General features: G+C 70.9%; 26 protein-coding genes. 16 read left to right on the plus strand and 10 right to left on the minus strand.

The genetic code is table 11. From position 1 onward, the window contains the following. Window positions 1-42 precede the first annotated feature (42 nt). Window positions 43-543, plus strand: coding sequence for a SigE family RNA polymerase sigma factor (locus QCZ28_RS03595; RefSeq protein ID WP_210860075.1), 501 nt, complete (start codon window positions 43-45; stop codon window positions 541-543). Then, window positions 536-1,414, plus strand: a complete 879-nt coding sequence (locus tag QCZ28_RS03600) for a hypothetical protein (protein WP_279515186.1) — start codon at window positions 536-538, stop codon at window positions 1,412-1,414. Before QCZ28_RS03595 ends, QCZ28_RS03600 begins: the two co-directional genes overlap by 8 nt. Window positions 1,415-1,444: 30 nt before the next feature. Here the strand turns inward: QCZ28_RS03600 and QCZ28_RS03605 are convergent, their stop codons facing one another. After that, on the minus strand, window positions 1,445-3,028 hold the full coding sequence (locus tag QCZ28_RS03605) for an acyl-CoA carboxylase subunit beta (RefSeq protein ID WP_279515187.1): 1,584 nt from the start codon (window positions 3,026-3,028) through the stop codon (window positions 1,445-1,447). 84 nt (window positions 3,029-3,112) lie between these two features. Here QCZ28_RS03605 and QCZ28_RS03610 point away from each other — a divergent pair, with 84 nt between their 5' ends. Together QCZ28_RS03610 and QCZ28_RS03615 are read left to right on the plus strand one after the other, a co-directional pair. After that, window positions 3,113-3,988 carry a biotin--[acetyl-CoA-carboxylase] ligase gene (locus QCZ28_RS03610; RefSeq protein WP_279515188.1) on the plus strand — a complete coding sequence of 292 codons (876 nt, stop codon included), beginning with the start codon at window positions 3,113-3,115 and terminating at the stop codon, window positions 3,986-3,988. Window positions 3,989-4,169: 181 nt separating this feature from the next. Then, a complete protein-coding gene (locus QCZ28_RS03615; protein WP_279515189.1) occupies window positions 4,170-4,742 on the plus strand; it encodes a PH domain-containing protein in 573 nt (190 codons plus the stop codon). 45 nt (window positions 4,743-4,787) lie between these two features. On the opposite strand, the gene QCZ28_RS03620 is transcribed toward QCZ28_RS03615, so the two are convergent. The 3 genes from QCZ28_RS03620 to QCZ28_RS03630 all read right to left on the minus strand — a co-directional run bounded on the left by QCZ28_RS03620 (window position 4,788) and on the right by QCZ28_RS03630 (window position 6,778). Next, window positions 4,788-5,474: a MaoC/PaaZ C-terminal domain-containing protein gene (locus tag QCZ28_RS03620; protein WP_279515190.1), complete on the minus strand. Its 687-nt coding sequence runs from the start codon at window positions 5,472-5,474 to the stop codon at window positions 4,788-4,790. Next, a complete protein-coding gene (locus QCZ28_RS03625) occupies window positions 5,471-6,178 on the minus strand; it encodes a GtrA family protein (protein ID WP_279515305.1) in 708 nt (235 codons plus the stop codon). Before QCZ28_RS03625 ends, QCZ28_RS03620 begins: the two co-directional genes overlap by 4 nt. A 63-nt stretch (window positions 6,179-6,241) precedes the next feature. Then, a complete protein-coding gene (locus tag QCZ28_RS03630) occupies window positions 6,242-6,778 on the minus strand; it encodes a GtrA family protein (protein ID WP_030328876.1) in 537 nt (178 codons plus the stop codon). 441 nt (window positions 6,779-7,219) lie between these two features. On the opposite strand from QCZ28_RS03630, the gene QCZ28_RS03635 reads away from it, so the two are divergent. The 4 genes from QCZ28_RS03635 to QCZ28_RS03650 all read left to right on the plus strand — a co-directional run bounded on the left by QCZ28_RS03635 (window position 7,220) and on the right by QCZ28_RS03650 (window position 12,279). Next, complete coding sequence (locus QCZ28_RS03635; RefSeq protein ID WP_279515191.1) at window positions 7,220-9,064, plus strand: phosphoenolpyruvate carboxykinase (GTP); 1,845 nt, start codon at window positions 7,220-7,222, stop codon at window positions 9,062-9,064. Between the two features lie 37 nt (window positions 9,065-9,101). Continuing rightward, window positions 9,102-9,977, plus strand: coding sequence for a hypothetical protein (locus tag QCZ28_RS03640; protein WP_279515192.1), 876 nt, complete (start codon window positions 9,102-9,104; stop codon window positions 9,975-9,977). A gap of 357 nt (window positions 9,978-10,334) precedes the next feature. Then, window positions 10,335-11,477 (plus strand): geranylgeranyl reductase family protein, encoded by a 1,143-nt coding sequence (locus tag QCZ28_RS03645; protein WP_279515193.1) that lies wholly within the window; start codon window positions 10,335-10,337, stop codon window positions 11,475-11,477. A 31-nt stretch (window positions 11,478-11,508) separates the two neighbouring features. Next, window positions 11,509-12,279 (plus strand): isoprenyl transferase, encoded by a 771-nt coding sequence (locus QCZ28_RS03650; RefSeq protein ID WP_279515194.1) that lies wholly within the window; start codon window positions 11,509-11,511, stop codon window positions 12,277-12,279. A 60-nt stretch (window positions 12,280-12,339) separates the two neighbouring features. Here the strand turns inward: QCZ28_RS03650 and otsB are convergent, their stop codons facing one another. The 3 genes from otsB to QCZ28_RS03665 all read right to left on the minus strand — a co-directional run bounded on the left by otsB (window position 12,340) and on the right by QCZ28_RS03665 (window position 14,191). After that, window positions 12,340-13,164, minus strand: a complete 825-nt coding sequence (gene otsB / locus QCZ28_RS03655) for a trehalose-phosphatase (RefSeq protein ID WP_279515195.1) — start codon at window positions 13,162-13,164, stop codon at window positions 12,340-12,342. Window positions 13,165-13,231: 67 nt separating this feature from the next. After that, entirely contained in the window at window positions 13,232-13,585 is a 354-nt protein-coding gene (locus QCZ28_RS03660; protein ID WP_030328864.1) for a hypothetical protein, read from the minus strand. Window positions 13,586-13,747: 162 nt separating this feature from the next. Then, window positions 13,748-14,191: an XRE family transcriptional regulator gene (locus tag QCZ28_RS03665; RefSeq protein WP_279515196.1), complete on the minus strand. Its 444-nt coding sequence runs from the start codon at window positions 14,189-14,191 to the stop codon at window positions 13,748-13,750. 264 nt (window positions 14,192-14,455) lie between these two features. Here QCZ28_RS03665 and QCZ28_RS03670 point away from each other — a divergent pair, with 264 nt between their 5' ends. From QCZ28_RS03670 to QCZ28_RS03695, 6 genes are all read left to right on the plus strand, one after another. After that, window positions 14,456-14,800 carry a hypothetical protein gene (locus QCZ28_RS03670; RefSeq protein ID WP_030328857.1) on the plus strand — a complete coding sequence of 115 codons (345 nt, stop codon included), beginning with the start codon at window positions 14,456-14,458 and terminating at the stop codon, window positions 14,798-14,800. Window positions 14,801-14,831: 31 nt separating this feature from the next. Continuing rightward, complete coding sequence (locus QCZ28_RS03675; protein WP_030328854.1) at window positions 14,832-15,167, plus strand: hypothetical protein; 336 nt, start codon at window positions 14,832-14,834, stop codon at window positions 15,165-15,167. Between the two features lie 415 nt (window positions 15,168-15,582). After that, the gene (locus QCZ28_RS03680; RefSeq protein ID WP_030328848.1) at window positions 15,583-16,998 is read left to right on the plus strand and encodes a PhoH family protein; all 1,416 of its coding nucleotides are present in this window, start codon (window positions 15,583-15,585) and stop codon (window positions 16,996-16,998) included. Between the two features lie 277 nt (window positions 16,999-17,275). Further along, window positions 17,276-17,953, plus strand: coding sequence for a lytic transglycosylase domain-containing protein (locus QCZ28_RS03685; protein WP_030328842.1), 678 nt, complete (start codon window positions 17,276-17,278; stop codon window positions 17,951-17,953). 105 nt (window positions 17,954-18,058) lie between these two features. Continuing rightward, on the plus strand, window positions 18,059-18,712 hold the full coding sequence (locus tag QCZ28_RS03690) for a rhomboid family intramembrane serine protease (protein WP_030328841.1): 654 nt from the start codon (window positions 18,059-18,061) through the stop codon (window positions 18,710-18,712). Window positions 18,713-18,818: 106 nt separating this feature from the next. Continuing rightward, window positions 18,819-19,787: an NAD(P)/FAD-dependent oxidoreductase gene (locus QCZ28_RS03695; RefSeq protein WP_279515197.1), complete on the plus strand. Its 969-nt coding sequence runs from the start codon at window positions 18,819-18,821 to the stop codon at window positions 19,785-19,787. Window positions 19,788-19,875: 88 nt separating this feature from the next. Here QCZ28_RS03695 and QCZ28_RS03700 read toward each other — a convergent pair whose 3' ends face one another. Both QCZ28_RS03700 and glpX read right to left on the minus strand, forming a co-directional pair. Further along, entirely contained in the window at window positions 19,876-20,841 is a 966-nt protein-coding gene (locus tag QCZ28_RS03700; RefSeq protein ID WP_279515306.1) for a DMT family transporter, read from the minus strand. A gap of 2 nt (window positions 20,842-20,843) precedes the next feature. Then, window positions 20,844-21,875 (minus strand): class II fructose-bisphosphatase, encoded by a 1,032-nt coding sequence (gene glpX / locus QCZ28_RS03705; RefSeq protein ID WP_030328833.1) that lies wholly within the window; start codon window positions 21,873-21,875, stop codon window positions 20,844-20,846. Window positions 21,876-22,034: 159 nt separating this feature from the next. Between glpX and QCZ28_RS03710 the strand changes: the two genes are divergently transcribed. Together QCZ28_RS03710 and QCZ28_RS03715 are read left to right on the plus strand one after the other, a co-directional pair. Beyond that, the gene (locus QCZ28_RS03710; protein WP_279515198.1) at window positions 22,035-22,709 is read left to right on the plus strand and encodes a DUF4245 domain-containing protein; all 675 of its coding nucleotides are present in this window, start codon (window positions 22,035-22,037) and stop codon (window positions 22,707-22,709) included. A gap of 208 nt (window positions 22,710-22,917) precedes the next feature. Then, window positions 22,918-23,763 (plus strand): hypothetical protein, encoded by an 846-nt coding sequence (locus QCZ28_RS03715; protein WP_279515199.1) that lies wholly within the window; start codon window positions 22,918-22,920, stop codon window positions 23,761-23,763. 99 nt (window positions 23,764-23,862) lie between these two features. On the opposite strand, the gene QCZ28_RS03720 is transcribed toward QCZ28_RS03715, so the two are convergent. After that, window positions 23,863-24,084, minus strand: a complete 222-nt coding sequence (locus QCZ28_RS03720) for an exodeoxyribonuclease VII small subunit (RefSeq protein ID WP_030328827.1) — start codon at window positions 24,082-24,084, stop codon at window positions 23,863-23,865. Between the last annotated feature and the right edge of the window lie 31 nt (window positions 24,085-24,115).

Raw genomic sequence — 24,115 nt, forward strand, 5'->3', positions numbered from 1 at the left:
GCCCGGTGCGTGTTCCCAGCGACCGACACGGGGAGGTAGCTGGTGCCGGACGTCGACGGGTTCGACGAGTTCTACCGGGGGAGTCGACAACGACTCCTCGGGTTCGTCTACGCCCTCACCGGCGATCGGGGCGAGGCGCAGGACGCCGTGCAGGAGGCGTACGTCCGGGCGTGGCAGCGTTGGTCGACGGTCAGCGCGTACGACGACCCGGAGGCGTGGGTTCGGGTGGTGGCCAGTCGGATCGCGGTCAGCCGCTGGCGCAGTCTGCGGAGTAGGGCCCGTGCCTACCTGCGACACGGGGCCATCGAGAGCGTTCCCGGGCCGGGCACCGACACCGTCGCGGTGGTCGCCGCCCTGCGCCGGCTGCCCGAGGAGCAACGTGTCGCCATCGCCCTCTACTACCTGGTGGGTATGCCTGTCGCCGAGGTCGCCCGGGAGACCGCGGCCCCGGTGGGCACGGTGAAGGCCCGACTCTCCCGGGGGCGCGCTGCGCTCGCCGGTCTGCTCGCCGTCTCTGACCTGGAGGAGGCCACCGATGCGTGACGACCCGACCTTGGTCGAACAGATTCAGCGCGACCTGCAGGACGTGCGCTGGCTCGGCCCGGAGGAGATCCGTGCCCGGGCCCGTCGCCGCAGCCAGCGCAGGATCGTGGCGGCCACCGTCGTGCTGGCCCTCGCCGGGGTGTCCGCCGCCGCGGTCGCCGCGCCGAGGACATCTCCGCCGTCCACACCGGCCGCCTCGGCCGCGCCCGACGCCACGCCGACCCAGCACGAGATCACCACCGACGCCCTGCTCCAGCCGGCCGACCTGACGCGCCCGATCGAGGTGCAGCTCAGCCAGGCGGGCGTGGGGGAGCCGGTCCGGGTCGACGCGATGCTCGATCAGTGCCGGGCGAACCTGGGGCTGCCGGAGGGGTGGCGGTTCTCCCGCCTGTCCCGCTCACAGACCCTGATTCGGGCGCGTCCCGCCGGAACCGAGCCCGGCAACGCCGACGTCCTCGTGATGCAGGACGTCTACCGGATGGCAACACAGGACGAGGCGACGTTGGCCCTCGTGACCCTCCAGGGTCTGGTGGACCCGTGCGACGAGTGGCGCAGCCGCGGGCCGTACGAGCGGAAGGGGCAGACCGGTACGGCGGAGGCGGTGCACCGGTGGCAGGTCCGGCCGCTGGACTCTGGGGGGCAAGGCGGCGTCCTGCTGACACACACGGTTTCCCAGGCCCGGGACGTGAACACCGGCGCGACGCTCAACGACGAGACGCGCCCGACCAACACTGCGGTGGTGCAGGTCGGCGATCTCGTCTCGGTGCTCAGCCTCGGTCGCGACGGCACCGAGGGGGAACTCCAACAGTTCGCCGTCGCGGCCGTGGCGCGCCTGTGCCCGAATGCCAACGTCCCACCCCCGAACTGCTGAGGGCGCGGATCGAGGGAACCGGACCCCGCGTTACAGCGGGATGTTGCCGTGCTTCTTCGGCGGCAGGGTCTCCCGCTTGGTGCGCAGGACGCGCAGCGCCCGCACGATCTGGGTGCGCGTCTCGTGCGGCGGGATCACCGCGTCGACGTACCCGCGCTCGGCGGCCACGTACGGGTTGGCCAGGGTGTCCTCGTACTCGGCGATCTTCTCGGCCCGGACCGCCGCCGGGTCCTCGGCACCGGCCAGCTCGGAGCGGTAGAGGATGTTCACCGCGCCCTGCGCACCCATCACCGCGATCTGCGCGGTCGGCCAGGCGAAGTTCAGGTCCGCGCCGAGGTGCTTGGAGCCCATCACGTCGTACGCCCCGCCGTACGCCTTGCGGGTGATCACGGTGACCTTGGGGACGGTGGCCTCGGCGTACGCGTAGATGAGCTTGGCGCCCCGGCGGATGATGCCGTCCCACTCCTGGCCGGTGCCGGGCAGGAAGCCGGGTACGTCCACGAAGGTCAGCACCGGGATGTTGAACGCGTCGCAGGTGCGCACGAACCGGGCTGCCTTCTCCGAGGCGGCGATGTCCAGGGTGCCGGCGAAGTGCATGGGCTGGTTGGCGACCACACCGACCGGCCGCCCCTCGACCCGGCCGTAGCCGACCACGATGTTCTGCGCGTAGAGGGGCTGGACCTCAAGGAATTCCCCGTCGTCGAGGACGTGCTCGATGACGGTGTGGATGTCGTACGGCTGGTTGGCGGAGTCCGGGATGAGGGTGTCCAACTCCCGGTCCTCGTCGCTGACCTCAAGCGACGCGGGGGCCTCGACGACGACCGGCTCGTCGAGGTTGTTCGACGGCAGGTACGACAGCAGCGCCTTGACGTAGTCGACAGCGTCCTCCTCGTCGGTGGCGAGGTAGTGCGCGTTGCCGCTGCGGGAGTTGTGCGTGCGCGCGCCGCCCAACTCCTCCATGCCGACGTCCTCGCCGGTCACCGTCTTGATCACGTCGGGGCCGGTGATGAACATGTGCGAGGTCTGGTCGACCATCACGGTGAAGTCGGTGACCGCGGGGGAGTAGACCGCGCCGCCGGCGCAGGGGCCCATCACCAGCGAGATCTGCGGGATGACGCCGGAGGCCCGGACGTTGCGGAAGAAGATCTCACCGTAGAGGCCGAGCGAGACGACGCCCTCCTGGATGCGCGCGCCACCGGAGTCGTTGATGCCGACCACCGGGCAGCCGATCTTCATGGCCAGGTCCATCACCTTGACGATCTTCTCGCCGAAGACCTCGCCGAGCGAACCACCGAAGACCGTGAAGTCCTGGGCGAAGACGCACACCTGCCGGCCGTCCACCGTGCCGTAGCCGGTGACCACACCGTCGCCGTAGGGCCGGTTCTTCTCCAGCCCGAAGGCCGTGGACCGGTGCCGGGCCAGTTCGTCGAGTTCGACGAAGGAACCCTCGTCGAGCAGCATCTCGATCCGCTCGCGGGCGGTCTTCTTGCCGCGCGCGTGCTGCTTCTCCACGGCGCGGGCCGACCCGGCGTGCACCGCCTCGTCGACCCGGCGCTCCAGGTCCGCCAGCTTGCCCGCGGTGCTGTGCATGTTGGTCCCGGTCTCGGTAGTCACCCACGGAATATAACGATGGTTCAGGTGGGTGCCGCTGTGCAGTACGCCTCAGTGTCGATCAGGGCACCGCCGTAGGCTGGCGGAATGCCGGGTTCCCCGTACACCGATCTGGACCGGCCGCCGCTGTCGGCGGCCCGGCTGCGCCGCGCGTTGGTCGCGCCGAACGGGCCGTGGGCCCGGCTGGAGCTGCGCGCCGAGACCGGCTCCACCAACGCCGACGTGGCCGAGGCGGCCCGGACCGACGAGCCCGAGGGCCTGGTCGTGGTCGCCGAACGGCAGACCGCGGGTCGTGGTCGCCGTGGTCGGGTCTGGCAGTCGCCGGCCCGGGCCGGCATCGCGACGAGCGTGCTGCTGCGGCCCGGCGAGGCCGTGCCGGACCGCGGTTGGCTGCCGGCCGCACCCACGGGGTACGGGTGGCTGCCGTTGCTGGCCGGCGTGGCGCTGGTCGAGGCGGTGGCCCGGCTGGCCGAGCTGGAGGCCACCCTGAAGTGGCCGAACGACCTGTTGATCGACGACGCGAAGTGCGCGGGCGTGCTGGCCGAGGCGGTGCCCGGACGTACGCCGGAGCAACCGCCGGCCATCGTGCTGGGCATCGGGCTCAACGTGACGCTGCGCGCCGACGAGTTGCCGGTGAATCCGACCGGGCTGCCGGCCACCTCGCTCCAGCTGGCCGGCGCGGTGGCCACCGATCGGGATCCGCTGCTGCGGGCGCTGCTGCGGGCGGTCGCCGACTGGTACGACCGTTGGCGTTCGGCGGGCGGCGACGCGGTTGCCAGCGGCCTGCGCGACGCCTACCTGGCGGCCTGCGCGACGGTCGGCCGTGAGGTACGCGTCCTGCTCCCCAATGGCGACTCCCTGACCGGCACCGCCACCGGAGTGGACCCGGACGGCCAGCTCATCGTCACCGCCCCCACCGAAACCCGAGCCCTAGCAGCCGGCGACGTCCTACACCTCCGCTGACCCGCCCCACCCCAACCGCGCGATCTTGCACTTCCTGTCGCGGCACAAGGGGTGAAGCCACGTAACGGCGACCGGAAGTGCAAGATCGCGGAAGCTCGGGTGGGGGCCGCGTGGCGGATGTTGTGGTGGGGCTTGGGGGGTTTACCGTCTGCGCGTCTAGAAAATCGCGTTGGAGGTTCCCGTGGCGTTTCCTGAGGACGTGCTCACCGAGGACGAGCATGTCGTGCTGCACCTGCACCCGCACTGGAAGGCGTTGATCCGGCCGATCGCGGTGCTGGTGCTGGCCATCGCCGCGGTGGTGGTCGGCGTGGTCCTGTTGCCCGAGGGCAGCGGGGGTTCGATCGCGCTGGCCGTGATCGGGGCGATCGCCCTGGTCGCGGTGCTCTGGCTCGCGCTGTGGCCGTTCCTGGTCTGGCGCACCACCCACTACCTGTTCACGAACGAGCGGGTCCTGCTCCAGCAGGGTGTCTTCTCCCGGGACCGGCGGGACCTCCCGCTCGCCCGGGTCAACGACCACTCGATGAACCAGCGTTTCGTCGAGCGTCTGCTCGGCTGCGGAACGCTCACCATCGAGTCGGCCGGTGAGCGCGGCCAGTCGGTGCTCTCCGACGTGCCGGACGTCGGAAAGGTGCAGACCACCCTGTACGAGTTGGTCGAGGCACAGCACGACAAGCACTCGCTGGGCGATGGCGAGATGCGCGACATGCTCGCCGACATGCAGGACGGCAAGTCGCTGCGCGACACCACCACCTGACCGGTGCGGTTGACACCCGCCCCCTGCCACGGTGTCGGGGGCGGGTCAATCGTGTCGTTGCGCCTCGGCGGAGCCGCTGATCTCCGCCGGGTCGCCCTCGGACGGCGCGGCGGCGGACGGGTCCGCCGCGCTCGGGCCGTCGGCGTGCCGATCAGCTCCTGGCAGGTCAGCTCCGGGCCGGTCAGCGTCGCCCGGGGCGGCTTCGACAGCTTCGGCTTCGGCGGGGTCGGCCTCGACCGGCCGGACGGCGAACCAACCACGGAAGCGGGTCCGCAGCACCTCCTGCTCGGGCCGGTCGTCCGGGCCGAGGCGCAGCATGGTGCCGGTGAGGCTGACGGTGCCGAGCCCGGGACGGGCGGTCGACGGTCGGGCACCCATCACGTCGACCCGTACGGCGAGCCGGTCGCCGGCCCGCACGGGGGCGAGCCACCGCAGCTCCTCCAGGCCGGGGGACGCGTCCGCGGCGGCCCGGGACAGCAGGTGGTCGACGTACGCGCGCATGAACAGGCTGACCGTGTAGAAACCGCTGGCGATCACACCGCCGTGCCGGCTCGCTGCGGCCAGGTCCGGGTCGACGTGGTACCACTGCGGGTCGAAGCGGCGGGCGAAGGCGACCATCTCGTCGGCGTCCACGGTGACCACGCCGAGGTCGACGGTCAGCCCCGGGACGAGGTCCTCGAAGAACAGCTCGGCTGGTTGCCCCGTGCCGGAGCGGGCGTCGGGTGAGGTCACCGGCGGGGCGCGCGACGGGTGCCGACGTGCAGTTCCGCGGCGAGTTCCGCGTCCAGGTCGGCGGCGGGGCTGACGCTCAGGTGCGGGGGCCGGCCCTGGGTGGGTGTGCCGGGCGGGTAGTCGGCGCGTTGTGCGGGCTCCGACTCCTCCAGCTCGGACACGGATTCCGCCAGCTCGGCGACCGGGTCCATCTCCGCCATGGTGTCCCACTCGTCGCGCGGGATGCTGTGCCAGGTGGACTGGGGCTTAACAGCCTCGTCCGCTGCTGGTGCGACCGGTTGGAAGACGAAGGTCCGGTAGGACCAGAACCGGAACAGCGTGGCCAGCATGACACCGACGGTCTTGGCCACGTTCAGCGCCAGCAGGCCGTGTACGCCGAGACCGTACTTGGCGGCTGCCACGGCACCCAGCTCAATGAGCAGGCCGGCACCGTTGAAAAGGAAGAAGAGCAGATATTCCCGACGAAGCGCCGATTTCGGGCGATCGCGGTACGTCCAGTGCCGATTCATGAGGTACGACGTGATGGTCGCGACGATGGTCGCGATCACGGTCGCCTTCAACTGACCATTGACGAAAACAGTCAGTGCGAGGGCATTGAACACCGCGTAATTGATGACGGTGTTGATGCCGCCGACGATGCCGAACTTGAGCGCCTCGTGGATGAACTTCTGCCAGCGCTCAGGCAGCAGACGGACAAGACGCATGCGAAACACCTTAGGGCAGTCGGTACGGCCGGTGATCACCGGCCGAACGAGGTGGGCGGCAGGTCACGCCCCGTGGTCACGGTCGGGATTCACCTGCGGAACGGTCGGGGTTCCCGCTTCGACGAAGACGAACCGCCGGTAGGACCAGAATCGGAACAGCGTGGCGAGCCCCGTGCCGACGATGTAGCTGGCGAGGTTGTCGGCGAGACGGGTCTGGAACACTGCCGGCCAGATGGCCCCCAGCCCGTAGCGGCTCAGCGCCAGGCAGGCGACGGTGATGCCGAGGCCGACCGCATTGAAGAAGAAGAAGAGCGCGTACTCGCGGGCCGCGTTGTTGCGCTGACGGTGCCGCCACGTCCAGAACCGGTTGCCCACGAAGGCGACGGTGGCCGCGATCACTGTGGAGATCGTCTTCGCGGTCAGCTCCTCGACGCCGTGCCTGCTCGTCAGGTAGTTGAAGAGCGCGAAGTCGATGAGGAAGGCGAAACCACCCACGGTGGCGAACTTGCTCAGCTCGCGGAGGAGATGACCGAAGCGGTCGAGCAGTGTGCCGACGAGACCCCGTCGGGTCTGCGGGGAACCCGGTTGTTCCCCGGTCATCGTGGCGGCCACGCAGGGGAGCCTACCGGCTGCCGGCCAGTCAGAGGGGTAGCAACGGCGAGCAGGCGCGGTGTCCCGGAGGGGCCCAGCGTCTGCGTACGTGACCACTGCACAGAGCGTAGCCAATTGGGAGGACTGAGCCGCTGCGGAACGGGAATCCTCGCACCGGTCGGCGGGGCAGGTCCACGGCCCGACCGCAACAAGCCGCCGCCAGGGTGCACAACAAGATTTGCGTGAAACTGCGCGGGAAAGCGGGTATCAGCTCGTGATGCCGCAGCGAGGCCGTAGCTTGTGCAGTTCTTCACAACCTGTCCCACTGACTCGGAAGGCTGCCCGGTTTACGCTGAGGCCAATCCCAGGTTTCCACGAAGGCGACGCTTCGCGCCGCCGAGTCTCGTGCATCCCATAGATCGGTCAGCGTCGACCACAAGGAGATGTGTCATGGTTGCTCCGGCTGTTGTGCGGGGAATCGATCAGGCCCCGACGTCCCACCCGAAACTGCTCGCCTGGGTCCGTGAGGTCGCAGAACTGACCACCCCCGACCGTGTCGTCTGGGTGGACGGGTCCGACGAGGAGTGGCGCCGCCTCACCGATGAGCTGGTCGAGGCCGGCACTCTGATCCGGCTCAACCCCGAGAAGAAGCCCAACTCGTTCTACGCGCGCACCGACCCGACGGACGTGGCCCGGGTCGAGGAGCGCACCTACATCTGTTCCGTCGACGAGGCGGATGCCGGCCCCACCAACAACTGGATGGCGCCGGCCGAGATGAAGCGGACGATGACGGAGTTGTACCGGGGCTCCATGCGCGGTCGCACCATGTACGTCATCCCGTTCGTCATGGGCCCGGTGGAGGCCGAGTCCCCGATGTTCGGTGTGGAGATCACCGACAGCCCGTACGTGGTCGCCTCCATGCGGATCATGACTCGGATGGGCGCCCGGGTCCTTGAGGCCATGGGCGACGACGCGGACTTCGTGCACGCGCTGCACTCCATCGGCGCCCCGCTCGCCCCCGGCCAGGAGGATGTCGCCTGGCCGTGCAACGACACCAAGTACATCTCGCACTTCCCGGAGACCCGGGAGATCTGGTCGTACGGCTCGGGTTACGGCGGCAACTCGCTGCTGGGCAAGAAGTGCTACTCGTTGCGGATCGCCAGCGTGATGGGCCGGGACGAGGGCTGGCTCGCCGAGCACATGCTGATCCTGAAGATCACCTCGCCGGAGGGCCGGGTCTACCACATCGCCGGCGCGTTCCCGTCGGCCTGCGGCAAGACCAACCTCGCCATGGTGGAGCCGACGATCCCCGGCTGGAAGGTCGAGACCATCGGCGACGACATCGCCTGGATGCGGTTCGGCCCGGACGGCCGCCTCTACGCGGTCAACCCCGAGTACGGCCTCTTCGGTGTCGCGCCCGGCACCGACTGGAAGACCAACGCCAACGCCATGCGCACCCTGGACCGGGGCAACTCGATCTTCACCAACGTCGGCCTCACCGACGACGGTGACATCTGGTGGGAGGGCATGGGTGAGCCGCCGGCGCACCTGATCGACTGGAAGGGCAACGACTGGACGCCGGAGAGCGACAGCCTCTCGTCCCACGCGAACAGCCGGTTCTGCACCCCGATCACGCAGTGCCCGATCCTCGCCGACGAGTACTTCGACCCGAACGGCGTTCCGATCGACGCGATCCTCTTCGGTGGACGCCGTAAGGACACCGTCCCGCTGGTGACCGAGGCCCGCGACTGGGTGCACGGCGTCTACATGGGTGCCACGCTCTCCTCGGAGACGACCGCCGCCGCGTCCGGCGCGGTCGGCGTGGTCCGCCGGGACCCGATGGCGATGCTGCCGTTCATCGGCTACCACGCCGGTGACTACTTCCGGCACTGGATCGAGATGGGCAAGGGCACCGACGGCGACGAGGCGAAGCTGCCGAAGATCTACTACGTCAACTGGTTCCGCAAGGACCCGGACGGTTCGTTCCTCTGGCCCGGCTTCGGCGAGAACTCCCGGGTGCTCAAGTGGATCGTGGAGCGGATCGAGGGCACCGCCGACGCGGTCGAGACGCCGGTCGGCATGGTTCCCGCGCCGGACGCCCTGGACGTCGAGGGCCTGGACATGACCCCGGAGGATGTCCGGATCGCGCTGAAGGTCGACCCGGACGAGTGGCGCAACGAGCTTCCGATGATCACCGAGTGGTTCGAGAAGTTCGGTGACAAGCTGCCCGGCGTGCTCTGGGCCGAGCTGGACGCTCTGCGCGCGCGCCTGGACGCCGAACAGCCGCAGCGGTAGGTGTGAACGAGGCCCTTCGCGGGCAACATCGGATTTCATGAGGACGGCCGCCGAGACCCAGGTCCGGCGGCCGTCCGCCGTCCGGGTGCTCATCATCCTGCTGGCCACGACGGCGGCGGCCACCGTCGTGGTCGAGCTGCTCAATTGGTGGTACGCCCCGGAGCAGGGTTTCGGGTTGGCCGTCCGGACCGGCTGGGCCCTGCTGCGCTCGTTCGGTTTCCTGCTGCTGATCGGGCACGTGCAACGGGGTCGTACGGTGGCCCGCCCGTTCGGGCTGATCCTCGCGGTCACCACGATCTTCGCTGTCGGCCGGCTCATCGTGCCCCGGCAGGGGGTGCCGCCGTTGCCCGGCCTGCTCGGTTTCGCGATCCTCACGGCGCTCTGTGTCGCGGTGGTCTGGCTGCTCTACCGCTCGTCGGCGTTGGCCGGGCACCTGGTGCGGCACCGTCCGCGTCTCGTCATCGACCGGGACGGCATCTCCTGGCGGGAGACCCCGCCCCGCCGACCGCAGGCCAGCGCCTGGTTGTTGACCAGTCGGGTGGCGGCCTTCACCTACAGCCCGTTGATGCTGGTGCCGGCGCTGGTGGCCGGGGGCTCCATCCTGGACGGTCGGCTGACCGCGGTGCCGGCCGTGCTGTTCTGGTTCGGCGCTGGCATCACGGCCAGCTACGCCGTGCTGTTCTGCACCGCGTTCCTGATGCGGGGCAAGGACTGGGCCCGTGGCCTGCTGATCGTCGTCACGGTGGCCGTACTCGCAGTGGATCTGCCGCTGTGCTGGTGGCTGCTCGGGGTCGACGGCCTGGTCCGCGACGGCGGCCCCCTGGTCGCGGCGGCACTGTTGACCCTGTACGGCCTGCGCCGCGCCGCCCGCGCCCCCGATGCCGCCCAACCCCAACCCCAACCCCAACCCTGACCGCGGCCAGCCCCGCATCCATCCCGCTGGCTGGCTGGCGGCCGGTGAGCGCAGGCCCGGTCACGGCCCAGGCCCGGTCACGGCCCATTCCCCCCTTTGCTCTGCACCTCTATAAGCGACAGTGGCGGACGGTAACCGTCGCGTCCGCGGGTGCAGAGCAAAGGAGGGCGGTGAGACCTGTCGGTCCAGTGCGGGAACGATCTTCTCGGGCGGGCAGGGGGCAGGATGGCGGGTGGCGTCGGTCACAGCGATCGGCGTCGGGGCGGCTGCGGAGATCGTCGGTGTGGCTGGCCGGAGGGCCGACCAGGTCGCCTGGCGGGAGCGGCCGCGCCGCGTCGGACTGGAGGGAGGCGCGCGGTGGACGACGAGTTCGACGTGGTGGTGGTGGGGGCGGGGCCGGCCGGCGCGGCAGCGGCGCTGACCGCGCGCCGGGCCGGTGCCAGCGTGCTGCTGCTGGACCGGGCCGACTTCCCCCGGGACAAGGCGTGTGGTGACGGGATCGCCGCGCACTCGGTGGACGTGCTCACCGAGCTGGGGGTGACCGAGGCGGTGGCGGGTTACGCGCCGTTGCCGGCGCTCCGCATGATCTCGCCGGGGGGCGGTGCGGTGGCCCGGGCGCTGCCCCGACCCGCGTACACAGTGCCCCGGGAGGTTTTCGACGCGCGGCTGGTGGCGGCCGCGGTGGCCGCCGGCGCGCAGCTGCGCCGGCACACCGTGCGCCAGGTCGAGCCACGAGCCGACCGGGTGGTGCTCGACGGGCAGGTGTCCGGGCGGGTGGTGATCGGCGCGGACGGCGCCGGCTCGGTGGTGCGTCGGGCGCTCGGCCATCCGCAGAACCCCGACCGGCACCTCGCGCTGGCCATCCGGGGGTACGCCCCGGCGCTGCCCGGCCCGTCCGAGCAGCTCATCGTGACCTCGAAGGCGCGTTGGCCGGCGTACGCATGGTCCTTTCCGATCGGTGACGGACGGGCGAACGTCGGATACGGGGAGGTCCTGCGCGGTGAGCCGCTGAGCCGGGCGTACCTGCTGGACCGGCTGGCCGCGCTGCTACCCGGCACCGACCTGGCGACGGTGACCGCGTTGCGGGCCCATCACCTGCCGCTCTCCACGCACCGGCCTTCGCCGGGGCGGGGGCGCACGCTGCTGGCCGGGGACGCCCTGTCGCTGATCAACCCGTTCACCGGGGAGGGGATCTTCTACGCGTTGCTCTCCGGCGCGCTGGCCGGGTCGGCGGCGGCCCGGTCGCCCGAGGACGCCGCCGGCCACTACGCCAACGGGTTGCGTCGCCGTCTCGGCACCCACCTGCGGCACAGTTCGGTCGCTGCCTGGTTGGCCCGGCGACGCCGGGTGGTGGACGCGGCGGTCCGGGCGGCCCGTCGGGACGACCGGGTCTTCTACGACGTGGTCGAGTTGGGGCTGGGTGACGGACGCCTCACCGCTCGTACGCTCGCGATGATCGGCATCGGTCTGGGCGGCGGGGATGGGGCTCCGAGGCGGTGAACTGGCGCAAGGGTCGCTACGCTGCTAGGTGATGACGCTGCGGAACCTTATCTACTCCGTGTACGAGCGCCGGCTCACGGCGAAGCTCGCCGGTAAGCCCGTGCCCCGCCATGTCGGGGTGATGTGCGACGGCAACCGCCGCTGGGCGCGGGAGATGGGCTTCGTCGACCCGAACGACGGGCACCGGGTCGGCGCCGCGAAGATCAAGCATGTCCTCGCCTGGTGCGACCAGGCTGGCGTCGGGCACGTGACCCTCTACCTGCTGGCCACCGACAACCTGCGTCGCCCGGCGAGCGAGCTGGATCCACTGGTGAAGATCATTGAGGATCTGGTGGTGGAGCTGGCCGAGGAGGGCAACCCCTGGCGGCTGCGCATGGTCGGTGCGCTCGACCTGCTGCCGGCGCAGACCGCGGCGGCGCTCAAGGGCGCCGAGGAACGCACCCTCGACCGCAGCGGAGGGGCGGAGGTGAACATCGCGGTGGGCTACGGCGGTCGGCGGGAGATCACCGACGCGGTCCGCTCCCTGCTGCTGGAACACGCAGCGGCCGGCGGCACCCTTGAGGAGCTGGCCGAGGTGCTGGACGTCGAGCACATCAGCGAGCACCTCTACACGCGCGGCCAGCCCGACCCTGACCTGGTCATCCGCACCAGCGGTGAGCAGCGGCTCTCCGACTTCATGCTGTGGCAGTCCGCGCACTCGGAGTTCTACTTCTGCGAGCTCAACTGGCCGGATTTCCGGCACATCGACTTCCTGCGGGCCCTGCGCTCGTACGCCACCAGGCAACGCCGCTACGGCACCTGACCGGGCGGCGACGCCGTCGGTCGCCGCTCGGTCAAGGCAGGCCGGCACAGGGCAGGCCGGTCAGGGCAGGTGGGTCAGCGCCCGGGTGAGGAAGTCGCCCAGGGCGGCCGGCGACTCGATCGTCAGGTCGGCGGCGTTGGCCACCTCATGTCCGGTCTCCGAGTTGGCCACCGCCACGCACACGCCGAGGAAGTCCGGATCGGCGGCGGCGCGAGCGCGCAGCGCGGCGAAGGCCTTGATGTCGGAGACGTCGTCGCCGAAGTACCAGGCGCCGGTGGCGCCCTTGATCGCCTCGCCGATGACCATTCCCTTGTCCCGGTCGACCGGCGGCTTGAGCTCCAGCACCATCCGCCCGGCCTGCGAACGCAACCCCAGGCGGTCGGCCTGCGCCTGCCCCCACTGCTGCACGGTCGGGCCGAGTTGCGGGGCGGTACGCCAGTGCAGCGCGACCGAGAGCCGCTTGTACTCCACCAGCGTGCCGGGAGGCAGCTCCGCCCGGGCCAGGTCGGCCAGCTCGGCCATTGTCGGAACCCAGGGCAGCGCGGCCGGTTCGGTGACGGTCTCCCCGCCGGAGTGGCTGTGCTCCAGCCCGTAGAGACCGTAGAGGTCCACGCCGGCGAGCCCGCCGAGCTGGTCCCGAAGGAACTCGACGGGTCGGGCGGAGACGATCGCGACCCGCTGCACGACCGGGGCGAGCGCCTCGATCGCGGCCAACGCGTTCGGAGCCGGGCGTACCGCGGTCGGATCGTCGTCGACGGGCGCGAGCGTTCCGTCGAAGTCGAAGAAGAGCACGGTCCCGGCCGCCCGGCTGGCGGTTGCCCGCCAGGCCTGGTCGGCGTCCAACGGGGTTTTCGGCTGCTGATTGCCCAGATTCAACGGCGGCACGCGCGTCAGCGTACCCCGGCGATCCAGGCTCATTCCTGGCCGAGCGGACCCGTTGCGCGGTAGGCGATCAGCGTTCGGCAGCTCCTCGTCCGCGCCGGCCGAACGGCACCACCGCTGCCTCCTGGCCGTGGCTCAACAGGTAACCCTCCACGAACCCGGTGTTCCGATCGCCGGTGTGGTGTTCGATCTCGTTGAGCCGGGCCACCAGGAACTCGGTGAGCGCGCTGATCCGGTTGTTCAGGCGCTCGTGCAGCTCGGCGACGACGGCCAGGACGACCGCGGTGCCGGCGGTGATGAGCGCAAAGAGGTTGACGAGCAGCGGAAGCTGCCCGCCGTCGACCACGAGGGTCACTGTGTTGCCGGTCACCCACAGTGTCACCGACACCGTTGCGACCACGACTGCCAACCACTTCAGGGTCATGGACAGACCCCTCCTTCTGTCCCGCAGGGCTGGGTTCGGCCTTGTCCCGTCCCCCCGCCGATGACGAGCCCAAGCAGTACGAATAGGGACGCTAGCGTGCCCGTTCCAACCCCGGAGGTAAACGAATGAACCTGACCAGGCGTTCTTTCGCTATCTGAGGAACTAGCCTGCCCGATTACCCCTTTTTCGGACATCGACCGGCAACGTTGGGCGGTATGCGAGGTATCTGATGGTTTCGCGGATGTGGAACTTCTCCGCGTCCGACACCTGCGGATCGACCAGTCGGCGCAGCAGCGCCTCGACGTCGGGGTCCATCGGAGGGGCGGCCTGGCCGGTGCGGGGGCCGGTCGCGGTGCGGTCCCAGCCGAGGGCGGCGAAGGCGGCGGCCGGGTTCAGGCCCAACCCCTCGCAGAAGGCGACCACCCGTTCGGCCTCCGGGTCGCTGGCCCAGTCGCCCCGGACCCAGCGGTTGATGGTCTGCCGGGAGACGCCGGTGCGCCGGGACACCTCGGTGCCGCTCCAGGCTCGGGTCGCCCGTGCCTCGTCCAGGGCCCGTCGGACGAAGGTGGCGAAGGCGATCTTCCGCGCATTGGCCGTCTCGGTCACTCCGTGACGGTACGGCCAGCCGACGGAGGGTGGGTACGCCGGCTCGCCACTGTCACGCAGACGTGACGAGGAGTTCGGATTTCCGGTAAACGAGTCAGTGCCACTGTTGAGGGGTGTCACGCGGGCAGAATAGATGAACGTAGTGGCAAACGTAACCGGACGAAAAGCTGATACTGTCACGTCCATGGGACAATCTACGGTGTGTCACGTGCATGAGACGACTGGTGCTCACATGCGTCACGCCCCCGGTGCCAGGGGGCCGTGGTGACCGAGCTCGCCACCCGCGCCCAGGCCTTCGGGCTGATCGCCGAGGGGGTCGCCGCGGGGCTGACCGCCCCCTGGCGCCTCTACCTCGCCCGAGGCTGCCGCTACCTGTCGCTGAGCGTCGGCGATCGTGCCGAATGGAACGCCTGGCGTACCCATCTCGGTTGCCCCGAGCTGAGCGTCCGGGTCTACGACGCCGGCGGCGAGATCCGTCGGTCCTCGGTGGCCGAAGTCGTGCTGGACGGCTGCCGGATCAGCGTCGAGCTGGTCGAAGAGGTCAGCACGGACGACCTGGACCGACTGCTCGTCGCCGACCCCACCACGATCGAGCCGGAGGAGCGATGACCTGGCGTCCCGGCTGGGCCGGAGCTGCCCGATGAGCCCTTTTCTCGCGGTGTTCCTCGTCCTGGTGCTCGGCGCCACCAGCTACGCGGCCGGGCGGTTGCACGGGCAGCTCAGCTACCGCATCGGTTACCGCTTCGGCTACCGGCAGGGCTACTTCGACGGTGACCGGGGCGCCTGGAACCGGCGTCGTCGGGACGCCCAGGCGGCCATCGCCTCGGCCCTGTCGGTCTCGCCTGCGGGGGTGGTCCGCTCCGCTGGTGCCGTCGCCCGCCCCGGCACCACGTACACCGGCTCGTCGTTCAGCGCGCCGGCCGCCCCGATCACCGGGCGGCACCCGACCGGCACGCTCGTCCGACGGACCGGTTGAGGTCGATCGGCGGGGTCCGCCCCGCCGACTGGTGCCACGAACGCGGTGCGTCGTCCGCGGCGGACACGCACCGTCGGGGTCACGTCAGACCGGTGACGGTGGCCCCAACCGGCCGGGATGCGCGCAGGGGGCATGCATCCCGGCCGGTTCCGCCGTGCCCGCGACGGTGCCTTTCGGCTGGTGGGGGCGTCGGCGCGGCGCTGTTCACGAGCGCGCCGTGGGAGATCCACGTTCGGCCTCTAGCCGGGAAGGTCCGGCGGGGCTAGCGTCTAGGCATGGCACGGGGTTCTCCCGAGCCAGCCGGTCCGCCCGGATCTGCGACCTCGCGCACGGGGTTCCGCATCCGACCCCGTGTCCCCGGGCACCGGAGGAGGCGGAACACGGGTGGCGGGTGCCCATCCGTCGGAGCAGGCCTGTGACGACTCGCCGTACCATCGCCGGTGCCGACCAGACCCCGGCCGCGACTGCCACGACCCGCCGCGCCACCAGGAGCCGCCGTTCGGCGGCCGCCGCGCCGGCCGACCCCAAGGAGCCACGACCAGCCGGCCAGGCCTTCGTCCTGGACACGTCGGTGCTGCTCTCCGATCCGGCGGCATTCCACCGGTTCGCGGAGCACGAGGTGGTGCTGCCTCTGGTGGTCATCACCGAGCTGGAGGGCAAGCGGCACCATCCGGAGCTGGGCTGGTTCGCCCGGCAGTCGCTGCGGATGCTCGACGACCTGCGGGTCCGGCATGGTCGACTCGACCACCCGGTGCCCGCCAACGACGTCGGCGGCACCCTGCGGGTGGAGCTGAACCACACCGACGACGGTGTCCTGCCGCCCGGGTTCCGCACCGAGAGCAACGACGCCCGGATCCTCTCCGTCGCGCTGAACCTCGCCGCCGAGGGGCGGGAGGTGACCCTGGTCAGCAAGGACATGCCGCTGCGGGTCAAGGCCGCCTCGGTGGGCCTGCGCGCCGACGAGTACCGCCACGGCCAGGCCAGTGACCCGACCTGGACCGGCATGTCGGAGCTGGAGTTGAGCGAGGAGCAGATCGGCCAGCTCTACGCCGGCGAGACGCTCGACCTCGACGAGGCGGCCGGGCTGCCCTGTCACACCGGTCTGGTGCTGCACTCGGCGCGTGGCTCGGCGCTCGGCCGGGTGCTGCCGGACAAGTCGGTGCGGCTGGTCCGGGGCGACCGGGAGGCGTTCGGGCTGCACGGTCGCTCGGCCGAGCAGCGGATCGCTCTCGACCTGCTGCTGGACGAGTCGATCGGGATCGTCTCGCTGGGCGGCCGGGCCGGCACCGGCAAGTCGGCGCTGGCGCTCTGCGCCGGGCTGGAGGCGGTGATGGAGCGCCGCCGGCACAAGAAGGTGATCGTGTTCCGCCCGCTGTACGCGGTAGGTGGCCAGGAGTTGGGCTACCTACCGGGCTCGGAGTCGGAGAAGATGTCGCCGTGGGCGCAGGCGGTCTTCGACACGCTCGGCGCGGTGGTGCACGAGAACGTGCTGGAGGAGGTCACCTCGCGGGGCATCCTGGAGGTGCTGCCGCTGACCCACATCCGGGGGCGCAGCCTGCACGACGCCTACGTGATCGTGGATGAGGCCCAGTCGCTGGAGCGCGGGGTGTTGTTGACGGTGCTGTCCCGGATCGGGCAGGGCTCGCGGGTGGTGCTCACCCACGACGTGGCCCAGCGGGACAATCTGCGGGTCGGTCGACACGACGGGGTGACGGCTGTCATCGAGGCGCTCAAGGGCCATCAGCTCTTCGCACACGTCACCCTCAGCCGTTCGGAGCGGTCGCCGATCGCCGCGATGGTCACCGACCTCCTGGAGGACATTCCGATCTGACGGGCGCTTTGCGGGGTTTCGTCCCTATTTTCAGTGTGGCCCAGATCACAAACGGCCCGGTCCGTTTCCCATCAGCCTCACTGTGCGCAATCGTGTCCCACGAGCGTCCACGCACCAGAGGAATCGTTGGTGATCGAACGTCGCGAAACGGACGACATCAGCGAAGATCGGTGCGTCAGCGCGACCGGCAACCGGTCGGGGCGCTCGTGGCACGGCTGACGGCCCACCTGCGGCCCGCGCCGCGCCACGTCCTTGCTCCCGACGAAGGGACCACTTCGTGAGTCGGCTGTGGAGCCGGTTGGGCGCCCGTACGGCTGCTGTAGCGCTGCTCTCCGTGGGCGTTGCCGGTGGCTTCTACCTGGGCGAAGACCGGGAAACCCAGCAACAGGGCCTGACCGACAAGGTCAGCGTCGAGGTCGACCGGGCCGACCTCGCGTACCAGCGTGAGCGGCAGGCCGCCCACCAGGTGCAGTTCTCCAAGCAACGCGCCGCCGAGTACCAGGCGAAGCTGCGGGCGAAGCAGGCCGCGAAGGAAGCCGCCGAGCGGGCACGCCAGGCCGAGGCCGCCGCGGCGTCGCGCAAACGTGAGCGCGCGGCCGCGAACGCGGCCGCCAAGCCGTACGACGGGCCGATCCCGGCGTCCTGCGCCGAGTACAGCGGCAACCGCAAGACCGGCTGCGCTCTGATGATCGACGCCGGCTTCGGCATCTCCGAGTTCCCCTGCCTGGAGAAGCTCTGGACCAAGGAGAGCGGCTGGAACCACAAGGCCAGCAACTCCTCGTCCGGTGCGTACGGCATCCCGCAGTCGCTGCCGGGCAGCAAGATGGGCTCCGTCGCGTCCGACTGGCGAACCAACCCAGCCACCCAGATCAAGTGGGGGTTGGGCTACATCAAGGGCAGGTACAAGACGCCCTGCGGTGCCTGGACCTACTTCCAGAACAACGGGCACTACTGACGCTCCCGACGCGGGGCGGGTGGGCGACCACCCGCCCCACTGTCGCGCGTACCCCGGTCGGGACGTGAGTGGCGGTCGGCCGCTTTTGCTGATAGCAGTTGTGGGGTGACCCTGCACCCGTCAAGCGGCGACCCGTTCCGGTTCGGCACCGAGGCGTTCTACGCCTCGCTCGGCCGGGCCTTCGTCGCCATGTGCGCGGTGGTCCCGTTCCTGTTCCTCATCGAGGCCGTCGACCAGGGGCTGGCGTTCGGCCTGGACGCCACCGCCGGCATCATCCCGCAACGCATCGACGGGCTGGACGGGGTCTTCTTCTCCCCGTTCCTGCACCACGGCTTCGACCACCTCTACAGCAACAGCATCCCGCTGATCCTGCTGGGCACCTTCGTCCTCGCCGCCGGCGCCCGCCGGTTCCTCTGGTCGACCCTGATCATCATCCTGGTCAGTGGGCTCGGCGTGTGGTTCACCGGCTCGCCCAACTCGGTGGTGGTCGGCGCCAGCGGTGTCATCTTCGGCTACCTGGGCATCCTGCTCACCCGGGGCATCGTCGAGCGCAGCTGGTGGAACTTCGCGGTCTTCCTCCTGGTCGGGCTGCTCTACGGCTGGCAACTGGTCGGCATCCTCCCCACCGACGAGCGGATCTCCTGGCAGGGCCACCTCTTCGGCCTGCTCGGCGGGGTGGTGGCGGCGATCCTGTTCCGGCGGCGGCGACCGGCGGTGGACGGCCCGGACTACTCAGGTTCCACGCTCAGCCTGCCCTGAGCCGATTCTCCGGCGCGCCTCTGGGACGTGCTTGCCCGACTGTCGTCGCCCGCCTACGGTCGAGATCAGCACGCGTTGATCCGTAAGCGGAAAGCGACGGTACGCCATGCGCGAGGTCGATGTCGCCGTGATCGGGGCCGGTCCGGCCGGCCTCTTCGCCGCGTACTACGCCGGGTTCCGAGGGCTGTCGGTGGCGGTGATCGACGCGTTGCCCGAGCCGGGTGGCCAGGTCACCGCCATGTACCCGGAGAAGCTGATCCTCGACGTCGCCGGCTTTCCCGCCGTCAAGGGCCGGGATCTGGTGGCCAACCTGGTGGCCCAGGCGGCGCCGTTCAATCCGCGGTACCTGCTCGGCACCCGGGCGGAGAAGCTCTCGTACGCCGACGGCCGACCGGTGCTGGGCCTGGCCGGCGGTGAGCAACTCACCTGCGGCGCGATAGTGGTCACCGGCGGGCTCGGCAGCTTCAGCCCTCGGCCGTTGCCGTGCGCCGACGGTGCCCCCGGGGCAGGGATCGTCTACTTCGTGACCGAGCCGACCGAGTTGGCCGATCGGGACGTGCTGATCGTCGGTGGTGGCGACTCCGCCTTCGACTGGGCGCTGGCCCTGCAACCGCTGGCCCGGTCGGTGACTCTCGTACACCGACGGGAGAAGTTCCGGGCGCACGCCTCGACGGTCGCCCGGGTGCTCGCGCTGCCGGTGCGGGTCGTGGTCAACGCCGAGGTCACCAGGCTGCTCGGGGACGGCACGGTGACCGGTGCCGAGGTGACGGTGCGCGGCGGCGCGACCGAGACCCTGCCGGTGGACGTCGTGGTGGCCGCCCTCGGTTTCACCGCCGACCTGGGCCCGCTCGCCGAGTGGGGGCTACGGCTGGACCGCCGCCACATCCTGGTGGACAGCGCGATGGCCACCAACCTGCCCCGGGTCTTTGCGGCGGGCGACATCACCGAGTACCCGGGCAAGGTCCGGCTGATCGCCACCGGCTTCGGTGAGGCGGCGACGGCGGTCAACAACGCGGCGGTGGCCATCGACCCGAGCGCCCACCTCTTCCCGGGGCACTCCTCCGACGCTGGCTGAGCGTCGGTACCGGACCCAGACCGACCCGGGGATTCCCGGTGCGCTGACGGCGACCGCCGAGGCCCTCCGCGGCCGGTCTGCCGATCTCTCAGCGGCGGGCCGGCGGGGCGAGCGCGGCGATCAGCACTGCCACCATGGTCAGCGCCGCCCCCAGCAGGGTGTTCACCCCGGGGTGCGAGGCCGCCGTGGGGAGGACCAGGTCCAGCAGGACGGCGCCGACGATCTGCCCGGCGATGGTGGCCAGTCCGAGCAGCAGCACACCGGTGAAGCGCACGATCGCGGCGGCGATCGCGATGAACACGATGCCGATCGGGCCGCCCAGGTAGAGCCACGGCTCGGTCGGCAGGTGGCCGCCGGGCCAGCCGCGTACGGCGATGTCGATCGCGAACGCGACCAGCAGGGTGACAGTGCCGACGGCGAAGTTGACGAGCGTGGCGGTCAACGCGCTGTCGGCCGCCGCCCGGACCCGACCGTTGACGGCCTGCTGCCAGGCGATGCCCACCCCGGCGAGCAGCGGCAGCAGAGCCAGCGCCAGCGCGCCCGGGTCGCCCAGTCGGTCACCGACCGCCAGGCAGACCGCCAACACGGTGAGCACCGCGCCGGCCAGCCGCTGCCGGGTGACCGGCTGCCGGCCGGTCGGCCCGATCCCGGCCCGGTCCACGACAAGGCTGCTGCCGGTCTGGCCGGCCACCACCGCCACGGTGAAGACCGCCACACCCAACGTGCCGATGGTGAGCCCCTGGGTGGCCACCAGGAACGCCCCGCACATGCCGCCGAGGCACTGCCACGGCCGCAGCGCGCCCGTCCGCAGGGCCCGCCGGGTCGCGGCCAGCCCGCGCCGGCCACCAGGGGTCGCGGGCACCAGCACCAGCAGCACCAGCAGGCCGAGGCCGAACGACACCACCGCGGCGGCGAAACCGTCCTCGAGGCGTACCCCCAGCTCGCCGTTGATCCGCGACTGCACCGCCACCGCGACCCCGGAGGCCGACGCCAACGCGACGCCGGTGATCCGGCGGGCGGCCGACAGGGTCTGCGGGGTCGCCGTGTCGGTGATTGTCACTCCTGTTCAGCCAGCGGACGACCATCGAAGTCGACAGCGGAGTAGAGCGCCAGCTTCTCCAGCCGGTGGTACGAGTCGATCACCCGGATGGTGCCGCTCTTCGAGCGCATCACGATCGACTGGGTGTACGCCCCGCCCGCCCGGTACCGCACGCCGCGCAGCAGGTCGCCGGAGGTGACCCCGGTCGCCACGAAGAAGCAGTTGTCGCCGGTGACGAGATCATCGGTGCCCAGCACCCGGTCCAGGTCGTGCCCGGCGGCGATCGCCTTCTCCCGCTCCTGCTCGTCGCGCGGCCAGAGCTTGGCCTGCATCGCACCGCCCATGCACTTGAGCGCGCACGCGGAGATGATGCCCTCCGGGGTGCCGCCGATGCCCATCAGCACGTCCACGTCCGACTCGCCCCGGGCGGCGGCGATGGAGCCGGCGATGTCGCCGTCGGAGATGAACCGGATACCCGCCCCGGCCCGGCGGATCTGCGTGACCAGGTCGTCGTGGCGGCTGCGGTCCAGCACGCAGACCGTCACCTCGGAGACGTCGGTGCCCTTGACCTTGGCGATCCGGCGCAGGTTCTCCGCCACCCCGGCGTTGATGTCGATCACGTCGGCGTACGCGGGCCCGACGGCGAGCTTCTCCATGTAGAACACGGCGCTGGGGTCGAACATCGCACCCCGCTCGGAGACGGCGAGCACCGCCACGGCGTTCGGCATGCCCTTGCTCATCAGGGTGGTGCCGTCCACCGGGTCGACGGCGACGTCCACCTCCGGGCCCGTGCCGTCGCCGACATGTTCGCCGTTGAAGAGCATCGGGGCGTTGTCCTTCTCGCCCTCGCCGATCACCACCACACCGCGCATCTGGATCGAGTTGATCAGCTTGCGCATGGCGTCGACAGCTGCTCCGTCGCCGCCCTCCTTGTCGCCCCGACCGACCCACCGGCCGGCGGCCATCGCCGCGGCCTCGGTGACCCGGACCAGGTCGAGGGCAAGGTTACGGTCGAGATCCTGTGGGATCCGCGTCCTGGTGTTCGTCATGACGGCTACTCCTCCTCGCGACGGTGCGGGGACGACCGGCCGTGGGGAGGCCCCCACCGCCGGCTTTGTCGCTGATCCTCACACGATGGCCGACGGGGCGTCGGCGCGGGGCGGTGATGGCCCGGATACCGCCGGTCGGGCGGCTGCGAAGATAGCGGGGTGGAACCCGCACAGCCAGCTGACCGCGTACCCGCCGACAGCACGCCGCCCGACGGTCAGCCGCCGGCCGACGTCCCCGCCGGTGGTGAGCCCGCCGCGACCGATCCGACCCCGACCCCGACCCCGACCCCGACCCCGACCCCGACCCCGCCGCCGGCGGCGGCCGGCAAGTCCGAGCGGTCGCCGAAGGACATGGCGATCTCGTTGCTGGTGCTGCTCGTCCCGATCGCGCTCCTGCTGGCGTTCTACCGGGGATTCCTCGGCGGCGACCAGGCCACCACCGTCGATCCGGCGCCCGCGATCGAACAGGCCCGGTCGGCGAACGTCTTCCCGGTGAGCCAGCCGCAGGGGCTCGGCTCCGACTGGAAGACGGTCAGCGCCCGCTACCAGACCGTCGAGAACGGCGCGAACCTGCGGCTCGGCTACCTCACCCCGGAGGGGCGCGGCGTCCAACTGCTGCAGAGCAGCGTCCCGGCGGATCGTCTGCTCCCCGCCGAGCTGACCAGCCAGGGCCAGCCGCAGGGCCCCACCGAGCTGGCCGGGCGCACCTGGCAGCTCTACACCGCCCGGGGCAACCAACAGGCGCTGGTCCTGCTGGAGCCGACCCGCACGGTGATCGTCGTCGGCGACGCCCGGGACAACGAACTACGCGAACTGGCCGGCTCACTGCGCTGAGGGGACCTCGGCGATCGATGGACCCGCCGGCGCCGAATCTGGGCAACCAGCCCGAAGGGTGATTGTCCGACGCGTCGACAGGGAACAAGGAGGGGGTGATCCGGGCGCGCTGCTCGGCCCGGATCGCGCGACGCAGCCGACGGTGCTGCTGCGTCGCCCGGTTTCCGGCGCCGCCAAGGTCGTCGGGTGACCCCCTTGGGAGACACGTATGACTGTTCGACGACTTGGCGCCGGCCTGGTAGCCGCCGCTCTGATCACGCCCGCACTGGCCGCCTGCGCCAGCGGAACCGGCACCACCGGATCGACGCCGTCCCCGACGGTGACGGCGTCCGGCGCGGCGAGCCCGTCCGGTGCCCCGGTGGCGGGCGACGCCAAGCAGGCACTGCTCGACTCCACCAAGGAGATCAGCAACGGGAACTTCCGGTTCACGCTGGCCGGCGCCGGCTCGACGGCGGAGGGGCTGGTGCACCAGCCGAGCCAGAGCGCGGCGTTGAAGATCGCCATCGGTGGTCCCTCGTCCGACCTGGCGATGAAGCTCGACGTGATCCACTACAAGCCGGACAGCTGGGTCAAGCTGGAGCTGACCGGCCCCACCGCCAACGGCCTGCCCGCCATCAAGCAGCTCAACCTCGGCAAGTACCAGCACCTGGACCAGAACCGGATCAAGGGCAACCGCAACCTCGGCTTCGACTTCGACAAGGTCGACCCGGCCGGCAGCGCGGTGCTCACCCAGGGCATCACCGAGGTCCGCAGCACCGGCACCGGCACGTACGCCGGCACCATCGACGTCACCAAGGCCGCCGAGGCGGGCTCGTTGAACGCCGCCACGATCGCCGCGCTCGGCACCCAGGCGAAGACCGTCCCGTTCACCGCGAAGGTGGACCCGCAGGGCCGGCTCAGTGAGCTGGTGCTGCAACTGCCGGCCGCCGGGCAGACCGCCGCCCAGGAGATCAAGATGACGTACTCCGACTACGGTGCCGCCACCGCCGCGCAGAAGCCGCCGGCGGACCAGGTCGTCGAGGCGCCGGCCGAGCTGTACAGCCTGTTCAACTGACCTGCCCCGGTGGGGCGGCTCCGGCCGCCCCACCGCGGTCCCAGCCGCCGCGGCCACGGTCCCCGTGGCCCGCTGCGGCTCCAGTCGTCCCGGCTGCGGTCAGGAAGCTGGTTCCTGCCGGGCGGCGTCGATCCGCGCCCGCGCGCCATCCAGCCAACGTTGGCAGATCACCGCCAGCGCCTCGCCGCGCTCCCAGAGCGCCAGCGACTCCTCCAGGGACGTGCCGCCGGCCTCCAGCCGCTCCACCACCGAGGCCAGCTCGGCGCGGGCCTGCTCGTAACTGAGCCGCTCGTCCGGCCCGGCCTTCGTGTCGTCAGTCATCGCGTTCATCTCAGCACACCCCTCCCCGCTG

The organism is Micromonospora sp. DH14 (assembly GCF_029809455.1).
Lineage (GTDB): Bacteria > Actinomycetota > Actinomycetes > Mycobacteriales > Micromonosporaceae > Micromonospora > Micromonospora parva.